Genomic DNA, 19,024 nt, shown 5'->3' with positions numbered 1-19,024 from the left:
AGCCTTCGGCCTAGCCGAGCCCCAGATCGGACAGGCCCAACACACTCCGGTACGGAATACCCTCGGCTTTGATGGCTTCGGCGGCCCCGGTAGCGCGGTCCACCACCGTTGCCACGCCGACCACCATGCCCCCCGCCTCGTGGACGGCGCGCACCGCCGTCAGCGCCGAGTTGCCCGTGGTGCTGGTGTCCTCCACGACCAGCACCCGCTGGCCAGACACCTCCGACCCCTCGATAAGTCGTTGCAGACCATGCGTTTTCGCTGACTTTCGGACGACGAAAGCGTCGATCGGGCGGCCTGGCGCATGCATGATGGCCGTCGCGACCGGGTCCGCCCCGAGGGTGAGGCCGCCGACGACCGCGTAGTCCCAATCGTGGGTGAGCTCGCGCATCAGCCGGCCAATCAGTGGGGACGCCAGATGGTGCAGGGTGGCGCGGCGCAGGTCCACGTAGTAGTCGGCTTCCTTGCCCGACGACAGCGTGACGCGACCGTGCACTACTGACAGATCGCGCACCAGCTCGGCCAGCTCGGCGCGGTTAGTTACGGCCACGTCCACCGCGCATCCGGCTGCGGGCCGCCAATCGCGTGATCACGGCGACGGGGCGGGGCATGGGCCACAGTGTACTGATTCCGACTCGACCCCCGGCAGGTTCGGGCGTGCTATCAGTGCTGGTAGTTGGTGGCCTGCTGGCCGTTCCGGCCGGCAGGCGGCGGGCGGCGAACACCCTCAGAACGAGCTTCGTCACGGCGGACCGGCTCGGCCTCGGGCCGCACCGGCGAAATGATGCCCGCATCGGCCTGCGGGCGCCGCGGCGGCAATTCGGCCCGACCGGCGGCCGTCAGGGAACGACCGGATGCCGCGCTCTGTGGCGCCGGCGCTTCAGTTTCCTGCTGGCTCCCCTGGGGCAATGGGGGCAACACCCTCAGTAGGTCGTTGAATTGGCGCACGGTGCGCAGGGCCTCGTCCCACTCCGCGCGGCCGCTGGAGATGGGCATGCTGACCAAGGTCCAGTTCGGCTCGTTCCACATGATCTCGGCACAGTCAGGTGCCGTGTGGGCGAAGGTGACCATGCGCCGGTCGCAGGCCCGCCGGGCGGCGTCCAGATTTGTCGAGTACACCATCCGCGGCCCGATCGCGCCGAGCAGCCAGATGTCGCTCTCCCGCGGTTCCTTGAGACCCTTGAGTCGCAGGTCAACCACGACATTGGTGCCTACCTTGCGGTGCAACGCGATCACCGTGGCGACTTCCTCCAAGTCGAAGATGTAGACCGCTTCGCCACGGATCTGGCCCAGCACGACATTCTGGGCGGCGACGTCGCCCACTGTCGACATCACGCCGCGCTTCCAGCGATGCAGAATCTCGGTTGATTCGCGTTCGAAGTCGAATCCGTGGGAGCGCGCCCATGACTTACGGCGTCTGCTGCGCCCACGACGGCGATCGACATCGACGTATAGCAGCACTACCGCACTGACGAAGCACAGGGCGGAGAGCGTGAACCAAAACGGAACCATCCCAGGTAGCGTAACCGCTGTCCGGCCCGAATGGAGAATCCGAGCAGGTCACAACCCAATCACAGCCCAGCTCAACCGAGTGTCAGCGACTCGCCATCAGCGCTGACGTTGACGGGGACGGTGTCGCCGTCGTGCACCTCACCGGAGAGCAGCATCTTGGCCAACTGGTCACCAATCGCCTGCTGCACCAGCCTGCGCAACGGCCGGGCACCATAGACCGGGTCGAATCCGCGCTGCGCCAACCATTTCTTGGCCGGCAGCGACACCTCCAGCTGCAGCCGGCGCTGCGCCAGCCGGTTGCTCAGCTGCGTGAGCTGGATGTCGACGATCTGCACCAGCTCGTCCGGGTTGAGCCCCTCGAACACCAGCACGTCGTCGAGCCGGTTGATGAACTCCGGCTTGAAGGTCGCGCGCACTGCCGCCATGACCTGTTCCTCAGTACCGCCGGACCCCAGGTTCGAGGTCAGGATGAGGATGGTGTTGCGGAAGTCGACCGTGCGGCCCTGGCCATCGGTCAGCCTGCCCTCGTCAAGGACCTGCAACAACACGTCGAACACGTCCGGGTGGGCCTTCTCCACTTCGTCGAACAGCACCACCGTGTACGGCCGGCGGCGCACCGCCTCGGTCAGCTGACCACCCTGGTCGTAGCCGATGTAGCCGGGAGGCGCGCCCACCAGCCGGGCCACCGAGTGCTTCTCGCCGTACTCGCTCATGTCGATGCGGACCATCGCGCGCTCATCGTCGAACAGGAAGTCGGCTAATGCTTTGGCCAGCTCGGTCTTGCCAACACCGGTCGGGCCGAGGAACAGGAACGAGCCGGTAGGCCGGTTGGGGTCGGCAACTCCTGCACGGCTGCGCCGCACCGCATCAGAGACAGCGTGCACCGCCTTTTTTTGCCCGACGACGCGCTTGCCCAGCTCGTCTTCCATCCGCAGGAGTTTGGCGGTCTCGCCTTCGAGTAGCCTGCCCGCCGGGATGCCGGTCCATGCCGACACCACGTCGGCAATGTCGTCGGGACCAACCTCCTCTTTGAGCATCACCTGCTCGCGGGCCTCGGCCTGTGGCAGGGCGGCGTCAAGTTTCTTCTCCACCTCGGGTATCCGCCCGTAGCGCAGCTCGGCCGCCTTGGAAAGGTCGCCGTCGCGCTCGGCCCGCTCGGATTCGCCGCGCAGGGCTTCCAGCTGCTCCTTGAACTCGCGAACGATCTCGATGGCGTTCTTCTCGTTCTGCCAGCGAGTAGTTAACTCTGCAAGTTCCTCCTTCTTGTCGGCGAGTTCGGCGCGCAGTTTCTCCAGCCGCTCCTTGGACGCCTCGTCTTGCTCTTTGGCCAGCGCCATCTCTTCGATCTCCAACCGCCGCACCAGCCGCTCGACCTCGTCGATCTCGACCGGCCGCGAGTCGATTTCCATCCGCAGCCGGCTGGCCGATTCGTCGACCAAGTCGATGGCCTTGTCGGGCAGGAAACGGGCAGTGATGTAGCGATCACTCAAGGCCGCCGCGGCCACGAGCGCCGAGTCGGTGATGCGCACACCGTGATGCACCTCATACCGGTCCTTGAGCCCCCGCAGTATGCCGATGGTGTCCTCCACCGACGGTTCGCCGACGAACACCTGCTGGAAGCGGCGTTCCAGCGCGGCGTCCTTTTCGATGTGCTTGCGGTACTCGTCAAGGGTCGTCGCGCCGACTAGCCGCAGCTCCCCGCGCGCCAGCATCGGTTTGATCATGTTGCCGGCGTCCATCGCGCCCTCGCCGGTTGCGCCGGCGCCGACGATGGTGTGCAGCTCGTCGATGAAGGTGATGATCTGCCCGGCCGAGTTCTTGATGTCATCGAGCACCGCTTTGAGCCGTTCTTCGAATTCCCCGCGATATTTCGAGCCCGCGACCATGGAACCTAGGTCAAGCGCAACGATCGTCTTGCCGCGCAGGCTCTCCGGGACATCCCCGGCCACAACGCGCTGCGCAAGGCCTTCCACAATCGCGGTCTTTCCGACGCCGGGTTCGCCGATCAACACCGGGTTGTTCTTCGTGCGCCGCGAGAGCACCTGCACCACCCGGCGGATCTCGTTGTCCCTACCGATGACTGGGTCAAGCTTGCCTTCGCGAGCACGCTCGGTGAGGTCGGTGGAGTACTTTTCCAGCGCCTGATACGACGCTTCGGGCTCCGGGCTGGTTACCCGGGCGCTACCACGCACCTTGACGAATGCATCCCGCAGGGTCTGCGGCGACGCTCCATGCCCCGTCAGTAACTTGGCGACGTCCGAGTCGCCGGTAGCCAGCCCGACCATCACGTGCTCGGTGGAGACGTACTCGTCGTCCATCTCAGTGGCCAGCTGCTGCGCGGTGGTGATCGCGGCCAGTGACTCGCGGGACAACTGCGGCTGCGTGCTCGCGCCACTGGCCTGTGGCAACCGGTCGAGCAAGCGCTGCGCTTCGGTGCGGACGGTAGCGGGCTCGACACCCACGGCCTCGAGCAGCGGCGCGGCGATCCCGTCCGCCTGCGTCAACAAAGCCATCAGCAGGTGAGCGGGCCTGATCTCCGGATTGCCGGCGGCCGATGCCGCCTGCAATGCCGACGTCAGGGCCGCCTGCGTCTTGGTGGTCGGGTTGAATGAGTCCACAACATCTCCGTTCGGGATACGTCCAAAAAATGCTTGTCGTGTTGTTCAACGCCGTCAAGGTTGAGTCTGTTCCGCTCAATTTTAGCGTGACGCCGGCTACTGCCAGGCCACGTCAAACACGGCGTCCCAAGCGCTCGGTCGAGACCCGCACTCCGGCCACCGGGCGGCGGGCAGCGGCGCACGATCCACCGGCTTGGCTATTCCGCAGAATTACTCGTGCGACTTGTCGCATTGATCGAAAGCCGCAGGCAAACCGGCCGTATCGTAACGGCATGTCCCGCGGCCGACAGCTTCGCCCGCCATATCAGCTGCCCCGCCATCCGGCCCAGCTGGGCTGCGCAGTACGTCTTTTTCTGTCCCTTCTCCTCACGGTTGGTCTGGCCGGTTGTGCGAACCGAGGTGATGACGAATCGCGCAAGGGCGGCGGGGAACTGTGGCTGACTGCCGCTGAAGATCCCGGCCAGGACCCGTTCATGCCTTCGGTGGCAACGCCACTGTCAGGCAAACCACTGCCAGGTCCCGAACTGACTCCACACGGCAACGGCACCGAGGTGGTCGCGCAGCACATGCCCGGCGACAAGACGGGGCTCTACGGTGGGTCTCAAGACGACGCCTCTTGCGACCGAGAACAGATGATCTCGTTTCTCAAGACCCACGACGCCGAAGCGCGCGCGTTCGTGACTGCGCTCAATACCGACGCGTCACTGAAATGGTCGCAAGGAACCTCAGTTTCCGTCGATCAGATCGAGGCGTATATCGGTGAGCTCACTCCCGTCTACCTGCGGGTGGACACCCGAGTCACCAATTTTGGTTTCATCGACGGCAAACCGGTTCCGCTGCAAGCGATTCTGCAGGCTGGCACCGCGATCATGATCGACATCTACGGGGTTCCGCGAGTGCGCGGCCCCGCCGGCAGTCCGCTCACCAACCCGATAGCGATCGACCTCAGGCCACTACAACGCGGCACGCCCTGGCCTGACTTCAACCCCGGCGCGATCGTCATCGTGCAAGCAGCGAGGACCGTGACCATCGTGTTCGTGCTGGTCGACATTTACACGGGCGCCACGTTCGAACGAATGGCCGGAACGATTGGGGCGGACAGAATGCGTACCGGTCCGCCCCCGAGACAGCCCGATACCCCTAGCGCCACGACCGCCACGTACGACGGCACCTATGTCGCTGAGAACCTGCCGTCGAAGGCAACGGTTGTGGTACGCAACGGCCGGATCGTCAGCTTCGCTGAAGAAGCACCTGGCGCTGGAAAATGTGAACTCGCCATCGAAGCCGACTTCACCATTGCCCTACCCACCGGGGAATTCTCCGGGAGTTACACGGGAACAGTCAGCTCAGGTCCACATTGGTGCGTTGCCACCAATGGGACGATGTCCGGGCGCGTCGAAGGCTCCCAAATGACCATGACCTACACCAACGCCAACTCTGGGTCGTCGTTCGATCTGCAATTGAAGCGGACGTAGCTGCCCGGGCGCAGTTCCGGGGCGAGCTTAGAATCGAGGTCCGTGGGCCTCGACGACCGAGAAGCGTTGCGGGTTTTGCGCGACGCGTTCAGACCGGACTGTCCGGACCTCCCCGACTTCCCGGACCGCGAACCCACAGGCTCGAACGAGCTGGTCCGCAGCTTCTATGACAACTGGTTCGCGCTCGACACGTCGGTACGCGACCTGTTCCCGCCCGAAATGGACTCCCAGCGAACGGCTTTCGCGCACGCGCTGCACTGGGTCTACGGTGAGCTGGTCGCCCAGCGCGCCGAGGAACCGGTGGCCTTCCTCGCCCAGCTCGGCCGCGATCACCGCAAATACGGCGTCCTGCCACGCCAATACGAGACATTGTGCCGTGCCCTGTACGCGACGCTGCGCGACCATCTGAGCCACGAAAGCCGGCACGCTTGGTCCGACGCCGTCGATGATGCCGCCCGCCAGTCGCTCAACCTGATCACCGGGGTGATGAGCGGAGCCGCCGACCACGACGAGGGGCCCGGCTGGTGGGACGGCACGGTCAGCGAGCACATTCGGGTGTCCCGCGACCTCGCCATCGTTCGGCTACACCTAGACCAGACGTTGCACTATCACCCCGGCCAGTACGTCAATGTCCAGGTACCACAATGCCCGCGCCGCTGGCGATATCTCAGCCCAGCCATACCGTCCGACCCCGACGGGGGCATCGAATTTCACGTCCGCGCGGTTCCGGGTGGCCTGGTTAGTTCCGCCATCGTCACCGAGACCCAAGCGGGCGACCGGTGGCGGCTATCCGCCCCACACGGGTCTTTGGGGATCGACCGCGAGGGTGGGGACGTGCTCCTGGTCGCCGGCAGCACCGGTCTGGCGCCGCTTCGAGCATTGATCATGGACCTCACCCGTTTCGCAGTGAATCCCCGAGTGCACCTGTTTTTTGGCGCACGATACCGCTGCGAGCTCTACGACCTCCGCACGCTATGGCAGATTGCGGCGCACAACCCGTGGCTTTCGGTCTCGCCGGTGTCGGACTACGACCGCGACCCGTCCTGGGCCGCGGACTATCCGGACCTTTCGCCGCCGCGCGGCCTGCACGTGCATCAGATCGGCAGGCTGCCCGATGTGGTCACCAAATACGGCGGTTGGAGCGACCGGCAGATCCTGATCTGCGGTGGGCCGGCCATGGTCAGCGCAACCAGAACCGCCCTGATCGCCAAAGGCGCTCCACCGGAAAGCATTCAGCACGATCCCCTGTCCCGCTAGCCGGCCGCCCGAACTCGTTGGGCGACGTTCGGCGCTTGCGGGCAGCGACTGGTCAACCGCGACTGGCTGGCCACTATGCTCCTGGGGTGCCCGAGGTCACGCTGCGCGATCCGTCGTCGTCGCTGGTCGCGCGCTACGTGCCGGACGCCGGCATGATCGGCGTATCGCTGACGGACTCCGGAGTGGAGCTGCTTGGCCAACGCCGCGGCCTGGACGCGTATCGCGGCGCGGGCAAGACGATGGGAATCCCCATTCTGTATCCGTGGGGAAATCGACTGGGCGAGAACACATACACCGCTGAGGGCATCGCGGTAACGCTGGTACCGGGCGAGAACGGGGTACGTACCGACCCAGCTGGGTTACCCATCCACGGCGTGCTGGCCGCTTACCCCGGCTGGCGGGTGACCGCGAAGTCGGCGCATGAGCTAACAGCACAGCTTGACTTTGGCGCCGACCCGAGACTGCTTGCCAGCTTCCCCTATCCGCATGTTCTCGAGCTGGCGGTGCGGCTGCAACGGCGGACGCTGACGGTGCGCACCACGGTAACTGCGACCAGCGACAGATGTGTGCCGCTGTGCTTCGGATTTCACCCGTACCTCCAGGTGCCGGAGGTGCCGCGCGGCGAGTGGACTATCGAGACACCGCCGTTGCGGCAGCTGACCACCGATGAGCGCGGATTACCCACCGGTGCGACCGCCCGGCAACCGCGGCGGTCGCAACGATTGGGCGATCAAGCCTTCGACGATGGCTACGACCATGTGGACGAGGGGGCGATATTCGCGGTTTCCGGCGGCGACCGCCGTATTGAAGTGCATTTCGAACGCGGGTATCCGGCGGCGCAGATCTTCGCGCCACCCAGTGAAGACGTGGTGTGCTTCGAACCAATGGCCGCACCGACCGATGCGTTGCGAAGAGGGGGTTATCAACGCGCACACCGTGACAACCCGGCGGTTGCAGTGTTCTCGATTCAAGTTCAACGCGTCGAGACTGGGTCAGTGCGCCGCGGCATGCCCGTGGCTGTTCGGGGTGACGGGTTCGGGGATGCTTAGCGGACTCTTTGCGAAAGCTATGGGCGTGCTGTGGGGGTGCTTTGGGTACGACTCCGTCGGCGGCGACCGACACCCACGGGCGGGCCTGAACTGCACCGACAGGCGTTGCGCAGCGGCTGACCACCGATGCTCCGACGCCACTAGCAAGCCTTCGGCGCCCGGTGACGAAGGCTGCCTGACAACAATCGCAGAAATATTTGCCAATGCCGAGACACACACCCCCTCGACGGAGTCTTATGGAGTAGTCGCCCTCCGATGGCCGCGGACGGTTGCAGGATGGATCAGGTGATGAATGCATGAACTTCGCAGTGCTGCCCCCGGAGATCAACTCCGCACGCCTCTATCTTGGCGCGGGGCTAGAGCCGATGTTGCAGGCTGCCGCCGCTTGGGAGGGTCTTGCCACCGAGCTGGACTCGGCCGCGACCTCGTTTTCGGCAGTAACCTCCGGGTTGGCGAGTTCGTCGTGGCAGGGTGCCGCGTCGGTCGCCATGACGAACGCGGTTGCGCCCTATCTGGGCTGGTTGACCGCGGCGACCGCGCAGGCTGAGGAGACCGCCGCCCAGGCCCGTCTGGCAACCGCCGCATTCGAGGCAGCGCTGGCCGCGACGGTGCCTCCGGCGATCATCTCGGCTAACCGCACCCAATTTGTGTCGCTGGTGCTGTCCAACCTGCTGGGACAGAACGCTCCCGCGATTGCCGCCGCTGAGGCCGCCTATGAACAGATGTGGGCCCAGGACGTTGCTGCGATGCTTGGCTACCATGCCGGGGCGTCAGCGGCCGTCTCGGCGTTGACACCGTTCGGCCAGGGCATCCTCGAGCTGGCCGGCTTGTCCGGCCCCATGGCCAGTATCGGTGCGGCCGTTACCGCCGCACCGGCCGCGGCCGCCGTCGCAGCCCAAGCGTCTTTCGCCGCGGTGACCCCGCTTACCCAGGGCGTGCAGGCTCTGCTGGGCACATCTGGCGCGATTGGCGCGATGAACAGCATCAGCGCGGCGGTCAGCGCCGCGCCGGCCGCCGCCGCGGCGGCCGTGACCCCACTCACCCAGGGTGTGCAAGCTCTGCTGAGCACATCTGGCGCGATGAACAGCATCAACGCGGCGGTCGGCGCTGCACCGGCCGCGGCGGCGGCAACCGCTCAAGCGTCGGTCAACGCCTTCCGGAACCTGGGCTTCGCCAATGACGGCCAGGGCAACATCGGCAGCGGCAACGTCGGAGACTTCAATTTCGGCGGCGGCAACATCGGCAACACCAACGTCGGCTTGGGCAATATCGGCATCGGCAATTTCGGGTTCGGGAACGTGGGTCCGGCGCTGACGGCGGCCATCAACAACATCGGCTTCGGCAACACCGGCAGCGGCAACATCGGGTTCGGCAACACCGGCGACAACAACATCGGGTTCGGCAACACCGGCGACAACAACATCGGCTTCGGGCTCACCGGCACCGGCCAGTCGGGGTTCGGCGGTCTCAACTCGGGGACCGGCAACACCGGCTTGTTCAACTCCGGCACCGACAACTTCGGCATCGGCAACTCGGGAACCGGCAACTGGGGCTTCTTCAACTCGGGCGACAGCTACAACACCGGCATCGGCAACTCCGGCGAAGCCAACACCGGCTTCTTCAACTCAGGTATCGCCAACACCGGCATCGCCAACGCGGGCAACTACAACACGGGCAGCTGGAACCCGGGCAGCGGCAACACCGGCGGCTTCAACCTGGGCAACTACAACAGCGGCTACCTCAATAGCGGCAACCTCAACACCGGGATCGCCAACTCCGGCAACGTCAACACTGGCGCCTTCATCGCTGGCAATTTCAACAACGGATTCTTCTGGCGGGGCAACTTCCAGGGCCTGTTCTTCAGCGACAGCCCCGGCTTCTTCAACTCGACTACCGCCCCGTCCTCGGGCTTCTTCAACAGCGGCAGCGGCAGTGAATCGGGCTTCTTCAACTCCGGTACCAACAATTCCGGCTTCTTCAACACGTCGGAAGGGGTCATCGGCAACTCGGGCACCGGCAACAGCGGCGTGATGCAATCGGGTCTGATCAACTCCGGCAACACCGTATCGGGCTTCCTCAATACGAGCTTCCTGGCCATCACAGTGCCGGCGTTGATCTCGGGCGGCGTCAACAACGGCGCCAATATCGCCGGCTTCTTTGGTGGCCCACCGAGCACCAGTAACTTCGGCTTGGCCAACGTGGGGATCAATAACTTCGGCATCGGAAACGATGGCGACGGGAACGTCGGCCTCGGCAACTTCGGCACGCAAAACTTCGGCCTGGGTAACTCCGGCCTCGGTAACTTTGGCAGTGGGAACTTCGGCGACGTCAACTATGGCTGGGGCAACTTCGGCGTCCAGAATCTCGGGCTCGGCAACCTCGGCACATACAACTTCGGTATCGGAAACCTGGGCGACTTCAACTTCGGTTCCGGGAATCTGGGTATCTACAACAACGGTTCCGGAAACGCCGGCGACTACAACGTCGGCTTCGGTAACGCCGGCGATTACAACCAGGGATTTGCGAATACCGGTCTCAACAATATCGGTTTTGGGAATACCGGCAACGGCAATTTCGGCATCGGCCTGACCGGCGATGGCCAAGTCGGTTTCGGCGCCCTGAACTCCGGCATCGGCAACAGCGGTCTGTTCAATTCGGGCACCGACAACATGGGTTTGTTCAACTCGGGCACCGGCAACGTCGGCTTGTTCAACTCCGGTACCGGAAACGTCGGCATCGGCAATGCGGGCACCGGAAACTGGGGTTTCGAGAACCCGGGCACGGCGAACACGGGCATCCACAACGCCGGTATGTACAACACCGGCTTCGGTAATGCCGGAACATTCAACACGGGCTTCTACAACGTCGGCGACTACAATACCGGCGTCCTCAACGTGGGCAGCACCAACACGGGCAGCCACAACGTGGGCAACGTCAACTCCGGCGACTTCAACACCGGTGACACCAACACCGGCTACTTCAACCCCGGAAACATCAATACCGGCGCCTTCAACACCGGCAACAACAACAATGGCTTCCTCGTGTCCGGCGATAACCAGGGTCAGATTGCTATCGACCTCTCTATCACGACTCCTGAAATTATCATAGATATGCCCATGACCATTCCGGTAAACATGACGATGATCATCCCCTCCGAGGTGGTGCCGTTTACCGAGGTCCAGGTTTTCCCCAAGACTTTCTACCTGGGCGGCATCTTCTTCATCGGCCCCATGAACCTCACCGACTCGTTTATTACTACTCCGCAAGCGACAATCCAAATCGGCTCATCCTCGACGTCAATTCCCATCACTATTCAAGGAGCCCTGGAGAGCCGCACGATCACCTTCCTCAAGATCGACGCGGCCCCCGGCTTCGGCAATACCACCACCAATCCCTCGTCGGGGTTCTTCCACTCGGGTGTCGGCGGCACTTCCGGCTTCCAGAACTTCAGCGCTCTGAGTTCCGGCGTGTGGCACGGCAGCCTCTCGGGAACAGGGAACTCCGGCTTCCAGAACTTCGGCTCGATGCTTACCGGCGTGTCGAACTTCGGCAACACCATCTCCGGCTTCTACAACACCGGCACAACCGGACTCGGCACGATGGCCAATGTCTCGGGCCTCTACAACATCGGCACCAACGTAGCGGGCGTGTTCAACAGCCCCAGCGGAACGATCTTCAACCTCGGTCTGGCCAACCTCGGCCAACTGAACGTCGGCAGCGGAAACGTCGGCAGCTTCAACCTGGGCAGCGGAAACCTCGGCGACTTCAACGTCTTCTCCGGCAACCAGGGCATCTACAACATCGGCCCCGGAAACGTCGGCGACTTCAACCAGGGCTTCGGCAACCTGGGCAGCTACAACCTCGGCCTGGGGAACCTGGGCAGCTACAACCAGGGCTTCGGCAACGACGGCAACTTCAACATCGGGTTCGCCAACACCGGCAACAACAACATCGGCATCGGACTGACCGGCAACAACCAAGTCGGCATCAATTTCGCTGGCGGGTTGAACTCGGGCAGCGGCAACATCGGCATGTTCAACTCCGGCACCAACAATGTCGGTTTCTTCAACTCCGGTGATGGCAACTGGGGCATCGGCAACTCCGGAACGCTCAACACCGGCATCGGCAACACCGGAACCACCAACACCGGCTTGTTCAATACCGGCTCGTACAACACTGGCATGGCCAACACCGGCACCTACAACACCGGCAACTACAACAGCGGCACCACCAACACCGGCCACGCCAACCGCGGTGACTACAGCACCGGCTGGTACAACACCGGCAACTACAGCACCGGCTTCGCCAACCAGGGCGATATCTCCACTGGCTTCTTCATCACCGGCGACATGAGCAACGGCTTCACCTGGCGCGGCGGCGAAGAAGGCCTCTGGGGCGGCGGCTACGCGATCAATGTTCCCGAAATTCCCGCGCACATCGACATCAACGCCCCCATCAATATCCCCATCATCGCCAGCTTCACACCCATCCAATACACCGGCATAACACTCAATTCCGTCCCCTTTGGTTTCGTCATCGGTGGGTTGGATCTCCTCACCGGCGACATCTCCTCGCTGACCATCCCGCCGATCACCGCCACCCTTGCGCAGATGTCGGCCCAGATCGGCGCGACCGACGGTTCAACGGGACTCTTTGTCCCCATAAGGGCCAGCGTCGGTCCCGTCGACTGGACGCCCATCAATATCCCGGCGCAGACGGGCTTCTTCAACACCACCACCGGATCGTCGGGCTTCTTCAACGACGGCACCATCGTGTCGGGCATCTCCAACATCGGCGCCAACATTTCGGGCTTCCAGAACGTCGCAAGCTCGGGAACCTCGGGCTTCAACAACTTCGGCGACCTGCAATCGGGCGTGGCGAACCTCGGCAACACCATCTCGGGCCTCTTCAACACGGGTACCGCAACACCGGCCAACCTCTCCGGCTTCTACAACGTCGGCAGCGATCTTGCGGGCGTCTTCCAAAACCAGGTCATCGCGACATCGACGTTCAATATCGGCCTGGGCAACGTCGGCGAGAACAACGTGGGATTCGGAAACGTCGGCAACAACAACGTCGGTTTCGGCAACGTTGGGGACAACAACGTCGGCCTCGGAAACCTCGGCAACTTCAATATCGGCGGTGGAAACCGCGGCGACTTCAACTTCGGCCCCGGCAACCTGGGTGACTACAACGTCGGCGGCGGGAACGTCGGCAGCTACAACATCGGGTTCAGCAACGCAGGCAACTACAACCAGGGCGTCGCCAACACCGGCAACGCCAACGCGGGCTTGGCCAACACCGGGGACCGCAACGTCGGTCTCGGACTCACCGGCGATGACCAACAGGGCTACGGCGACCTCAACTCCGGCACCGGCAACAGCGGACTCTTCAACTCCGGCACCGACAACGCCGGGTTGTTCAACTCCGGCACCGGGAACGTCGGCATCGGGAACTCCGGCACCGGAAACTGGGGCCTCGGCAACAGCGGTACCCTCAACACGGGCATCTTCAACGCCGGCAACATCAACACCGGTTTCTACAATCCCGGCATCGTCAACACCGGCGTCGGCAACCCGGGCAGCTACAACTCCGGCAGCTTCAACGCCGGCGCCTTCAACACCGGCGATTTCAACCCGGCCGCCTACAACACCGGCTGGTTGAACACCGGCAACTACAACACCGGTCTCGCGAACTCCGGCGACGTCAACACCGGCGCCTTCATTGCCGGGAACTTCAGCAACGGCGCATTGTGGCGGGGTGACTTCCAGGGCCTGTGGGGCTACAGCTACACGGAAGTCATTCCTGATACCGGCATCCCGGTGAACCTCGAAGTGCCGATCCACTTCTTCCTGCCGATCAGCGCCACACTCGGCCTCGTCAGTGTGAGCTCCATTACCATTCCATCGCTCTCGGTCGACATCACGATCCTCGGCATCATCCCGGCCGGCAGCATCGTCGACGTCAGTTCATTCACCATCCCGAGCCTCTCCATTACCCTTCCCTCACTAAGTTTCGCGATCGGCACCAGCATGACCGACCCGCTGATCGACATCGTCGGCAGCGGCACCCTGCTCCCCATCAGCCTGCCGATCATCGATATCCCGGTAGCCCCGGGCTTCGGGAACCAGACGATCTTGCCGTCCTCGGGATTCCTCAACAACGGCGCCGGCACCGTATCGGGATTCGGAAACTTCGGCAGCAACAGTTCCGGCTTCTTCAACCTCACCTCCGGGACCTCAGGAATCTCGGGCTACAAGAACTTCGGCGACCTGCTATCGGGAGTGTCCAACCTCGGCGAGAACATCTCCGGCTTCCTCAATACGGGCCTGACAACCCCGGCCGATATTTCCGGCTTCGGCAACATCGGCGACAACATTGCCGGGTTGCTCAACAACAACCCAATCTTCAACCTGGGCTTCGCGAACTTCGGCGTCGGAAACATCGGCGGTGGCAACCTCGGCGACTTCAACATCGGCTCCGGCAACATCGGCAACTCAAACTTCGGCAGCGGCAACATCGGCAGCTTCAACGTCTTCTCCGGAAACCAGGGCATCTACAACTTCGGCCCCGGCAACCTGGGCGACTACAACTTCGGTTTCGGCAACCTGGGCGACTACAACATCGGTTTCGGCAACCTGGGCGACTTCAACCAGGGCTTTGGGAACGACGGCAGCAACAACATCGGGTTTGCCAATACCGGCACCAACAACATCGGTATTGGGCTGTCCGGCACCGGGCAGGTCGGGTTCGGCGCGTTGAACACCGGTACCGGCAACATGGGCCTGTTCAACTCGGGCACCGGCAACGTCGGCTTGTTCAACTCGGGCACCGGAAATATCGGTATCGGCAACTCCGGTACTGGCAACTGGGGTATCGGCAACACCGGCACGATCAACTCGGGCATCGCGAACTCGGGCATCGGCAATGTGGGGCTGTGGAACCCGGGCACCGGCAACACCGGCTGGGCCAATGCGGGCACCTACAACACCGGCGCTTACAACACCGGTATGGCCAACACCGGCATGGCGAACCCCGGTGTCTACAACACCGGCAGCTTCAACACGGGCAGCACCAACACGGGTGACTTCAACTCCGGCGAGTACAACACGGGCTGGTTCAATACCGGTGACTACAACACCGGCCTGGGCAACTCCGGCACGGTCAACACCGGCGCGTTCAACGCGGGTAATTACAGCAACGGCATGTTCTGGCGGGGCGACTACCAGGGTTTGTGGGGCACGCACGTGGCCCTCAACATCCCGGAATTCCCGGTGTTGAACTTCGACATCGAAATCCCGGTCAATATCCCGATCAGTGCCGACCTGGGCAGCCTGGCCCTCAACGGCTTTACTTTCCCGCAGATCACCATCAACGCCGCGTTGATCACGAACTTCAAAATCGGGCCGATCACCATTCCGACAATCAGCGGCACCCTGCCTGTCATCACTGCCAACATCGGTGCCACCGATGGTTCGACGACGATCCCGATCTCTATCCGCAGCGGTCTGGGACCCATCAATGTGGTGTTCCTCGACATCCCGGCGGCGCCCGGGTTCGGGAACACGACCAGCACCCCGTCGTCGGGTTTCTTCAATTCCGGGACGGGTACGGCGTCCGGGTTCGGCAATTTCGGTGGCAATTCGGGCTTGTGGAATTCCACGTTGTCGGCGGTCGGGAACTCGGGCATGCAGAACTTCGGTTCGCTGCAATCGGGGTTTGCCAACCTGGGCAACACGGTGTCGGGGTTCTACAACACCAGCACGGCGGGGCTGGCGACGGCGGGCAACCTGTCGGGTCTGTTCAACATCGGCACCGACCTGGCCGGGCTGTTCCACGGCGAGACCGGGACCATCTTCAACATCGGTCTTGGCGATGTCGGCCAATTGAACATCGGCGGTGCGAACATCGGCGACGTCAACATCGGCAGCGCCAACATCGGTAGCGGCAACGTCGGCTTCGGCAACATCGGTAACAGCAACGTCGGCAGCGGCAACGTCGGCGACTTCAACTTCGGCTTTGGTAACGCGGGTCCGGGGCTGACGGCGGCCATCAACAACATCGGGATCGGCAACGTCGGCGACTACAACTTTGGCTTCGGCAATACCGGCGATTACAACATCGGCTTCGGTAACACCGGCAGCAACAACATCGGCATCGGGATCACCGGCGACAATCAGATCGGTATCGGCCCGTTGAACTTCGGTATCGGTAACACGGGCCTGTTCAACTTGGGCGACAACAACATTGGCCTGTCGAATGCCGGCAACTTCAACCAGGGCTTCGCCAACACCGGCAACAACAACATCGGATTGTTCAACACCGGCGACAACAATGTCGGTATCGGGCTCACCGGCGACGGCCAGTCCGGGTTCGGGTCGCTGAGCTCGGGGGCGGGCAACATCGGTTTGTTCAACTCCGGCACCGGCAACACCGGCTTCTTCAACTCCGGCACCGGCAACACCGGCATCTTCAACTCCGGCACCGGCAACATCGGTATCGGCAACATGGCCACTGGCGGGCTCGGTATCGCGTTGTCCGGCGACAACCAGATCGGCATCGGCGGCACCAACTCGGGCAGTTTCAATATCGGCTTGTTCAACTCGGGCACCGGCAACGTCGGCATCGGCAACTCCGGCACCGGCAACTGGGGTATCGGCAACTCCGGCACCGGCAATACCGGCATCGGCAACACCGGCACCTGGAACTCGGGCTTGTTCAACGCCGGCAACTTCAACACCGGCTTCGCCAACCCCGGCGACTACAACACCGGGATGTTCAACATCGGCAGCTTCAACACCGGTATGGCCAACCTGGGTGACTACAACACCGGCTCGTACAACACCGGTCACTACAACACCGGTATCGCCAACGCCGGCGACTTCGGCACCGGCGGCTACATCACCGGCAGCCAAAACAACGGCTTCTTCTGGCGCGCCGACCGCCAGGGCCTGATCTGGGCCAACTACACCATCCAGGCCCAGCAAGTCCCGGCCTTCCTGACCGTCGACGTCCCCATCAACATTCCCATCACCGCCGACATCACCGACATTTCCATCCCGGCGATCACCATTCCGGCGTGGACCGCTTCCGGGAAAGTCGATTTCGCGATCATCTCCGGCACGCTCACTGCCAAGGTGCCCGACATCGTCATCCACGGCGGCACCGATTCGTCGACCCCGATCACCATCAGTTTCGGCACGCAGCCGGCGGTGGATATTCTCATCGGTGGCCCGAACACGTCCATCAACGTCCTGGGCGGGGCTTTCGGCGGACCCGCGTTCGTTCCGCTCATCGATGTGGTGCCGCAACCGGGCTTCTTCAACGCCACGACCGGCCTGTCGTCGGGCTTCCTCAACTGGGGCATCGGCAACGCCTCGGGCCTGCAGAACTTCGGGAACAATTCGGGCTTCTTCAACGTCGCCACCGCGACCATCGGAAACTCCGGCTTCCAGAACTTCGGCTCGCTGCAATCCGGGATGGCGAACCTCGGCAACACCATCTCGGGTCTGTTCAACACCGGCACCGCATCCCCGGCCACGATTTCCGGGCTGCTCAACATCGGCACGAACCTGGCCGGATGGTTCCAAAACGGCCCCGACGCGACGACCTTCAGCCTCGGGTTCGCCAACGACGGATTCTGGAACCTGGGCAGCGCCAACATCGGCGCCAACAACTTCGGCAGCGGCAACATCGGCCTCGGCAACTTCGGTAACGGCAACTTCGGCAGCTCCAACGTCGGCAGCGGCAACATCGGCAGCTTCAACTTCGGCAGCGGCAACATCGGCACCGGAAACTTCGGCTTCGGCAACGTGGGTCCGTCGTTGACCGCGGCGATCCAAAACGTCGGGTTCGGCAACACCGGCAGCTTCAACATCGGCTTCGGCAACACCGGCGACAACAACATCGGCTTCGGCAACACCGGCGACGGCAACATCGGTATCGGCCTGAGCGGCAACGCCTTGACCGGGTTCGGCAGCCTGAACACCGGTTCGGGCAACATCGGGCTGTTCAACTCCGGCACCGGCAACGTCGGGTTCTTCAACTCGGGCACCGGTAACTGGGGCATCGGCAACTCCGGGGAGTACAACACCGGCATCGGCAACACCGGCAGCACGAACACGGGTTTCTTCAACAGCGGCATGGTCAACACCGGCATCGCCAATGCCGGCGATTTCAACACCGGCCTGTACAACGTGGGCAACACCAACACCGGCAGCTTCAACCCGGGTAGCTACAACAGCGGCGACTTCAACACCGGCAACTACAACACCGGCTACTTCAATACCGGCAACTCCAACACGGGCATCGGCAACTCCGGCAACGTCAACACCGGGTTCTTCATCTCCGGCAACTACAGCAACGGCATCTTCTGGCGCGGCGACTACCAAGGCCTCGGCGGGTTCGAATACCAGACCACCATTCCCGAAATCCCCTGGGGCTACGACATAGCCTCCGACATCCAAATCCCGATCACCGGCACAATCAACGCCATCACCCAAGACCTGATCACCATCGACGAAATCAGCATCCCGCTAGATTTGTCCATCACGGTCTGTTTCGTCTACATCCCGTTCGTTGGGTGCGTCCTGAGCGGGACAATTCCGATTGGAACGGTAGATACAGTCAACCTCGGGCCCTTCACCATCGACCCGAATGTGCTCAACCCCGAGACTATTATCGACTTCCCCATCGAGCAGCCCATCGACCTGTTCGACAGCGGGACGATCGGCCCGTTCACCTTCGGGTTCGGATGGCAGGGAAGCCCCGGATTCTTCAACTCGACCACGACCCCGTCGTCGGGCTTCTTCAACTCCGGAAGCGGTGGCGCATCAGGCTTCCTCAACGACGCCGCCGGCGCCGTATCCGGCCTCGGAAACGTCTTCACTCAAACGTCGGGCATCCTCAACGCCGGCGGCCTGGAGAACTCGGGCATGCAGAACTTCGGCGCCATGCAATCGGGCTTTGCCAACTTTGGCAACTTCATCTCGGGTTTCTTCAACACAACCGTGCTCGACATCGCGACGCAGGCATTTGTCTCCGGCGTCGGGAACTTCGGCATGGAACTGTCCGGCTTCTTCAACGACAACTCCACGCCATAGGCGCTCGCCCA

The 19,024-nt window shown here is 63.1% G+C and carries 6 protein-coding genes and 1 pseudogene; 4 read left to right on the top strand and 3 right to left on the bottom strand.

All coding sequences use genetic code 11. The features are described from left to right. Positions 1-10: 10 nt before the first annotated feature. The 3 genes from pyrE to clpB form a co-directional block, all read right to left on the bottom strand. Positions 11-550 (bottom strand): orotate phosphoribosyltransferase, encoded by a 540-nt coding sequence (pyrE, locus tag F6B93_RS02530; RefSeq protein WP_211699230.1) that lies wholly within the window; start codon positions 548-550, stop codon positions 11-13. A gap of 113 nt (positions 551-663) precedes the next feature. Next, complete coding sequence (gene ttfA / locus F6B93_RS02525) at positions 664-1,512, bottom strand: trehalose monomycolate transport factor TtfA (RefSeq protein WP_211697586.1); 849 nt, start codon at positions 1,510-1,512, stop codon at positions 664-666. A 71-nt stretch (positions 1,513-1,583) separates the two neighbouring features. Then, positions 1,584-4,130, bottom strand: coding sequence for an ATP-dependent chaperone ClpB (gene clpB, locus F6B93_RS02520; RefSeq protein WP_211697585.1), 2,547 nt, complete (start codon positions 4,128-4,130; stop codon positions 1,584-1,586). A gap of 272 nt (positions 4,131-4,402) precedes the next feature. Here clpB and F6B93_RS02515 point away from each other — a divergent pair, with 272 nt between their 5' ends. The 4 genes and pseudogenes from F6B93_RS02515 to F6B93_RS02500 all read left to right on the top strand — a co-directional run bounded on the left by F6B93_RS02515 (position 4,403) and on the right by F6B93_RS02500 (position 19,013). Beyond that, positions 4,403-5,605, top strand: coding sequence for a DUF6777 domain-containing protein (locus F6B93_RS02515; RefSeq protein ID WP_211697584.1), 1,203 nt, complete (start codon positions 4,403-4,405; stop codon positions 5,603-5,605). 42 nt (positions 5,606-5,647) lie between these two features. Next, positions 5,648-6,862, top strand: coding sequence for an FAD-binding oxidoreductase (locus F6B93_RS02510; RefSeq protein ID WP_211697583.1), 1,215 nt, complete (start codon positions 5,648-5,650; stop codon positions 6,860-6,862). A gap of 86 nt (positions 6,863-6,948) precedes the next feature. Then, positions 6,949-7,836: pseudogene (locus F6B93_RS02505) on the top strand (aldose 1-epimerase); the annotation flags it as partial. A gap of 371 nt (positions 7,837-8,207) precedes the next feature. Further along, positions 8,208-19,013 carry a PPE family protein gene (locus F6B93_RS02500; protein WP_211697581.1) on the top strand — a complete coding sequence of 3,602 codons (10,806 nt, stop codon included), beginning with the start codon at positions 8,208-8,210 and terminating at the stop codon, positions 19,011-19,013. Positions 19,014-19,024: the final 11 nt, after the last annotated feature.

This window comes from Mycobacterium spongiae, from assembly GCF_018278905.1.
Taxonomy (GTDB): domain Bacteria; phylum Actinomycetota; class Actinomycetes; order Mycobacteriales; family Mycobacteriaceae; genus Mycobacterium; species Mycobacterium spongiae.
The sequence above is the reverse complement of the archived record's forward strand: the minus strand, read 5'-3'. Positions and strand labels throughout refer to the sequence as shown.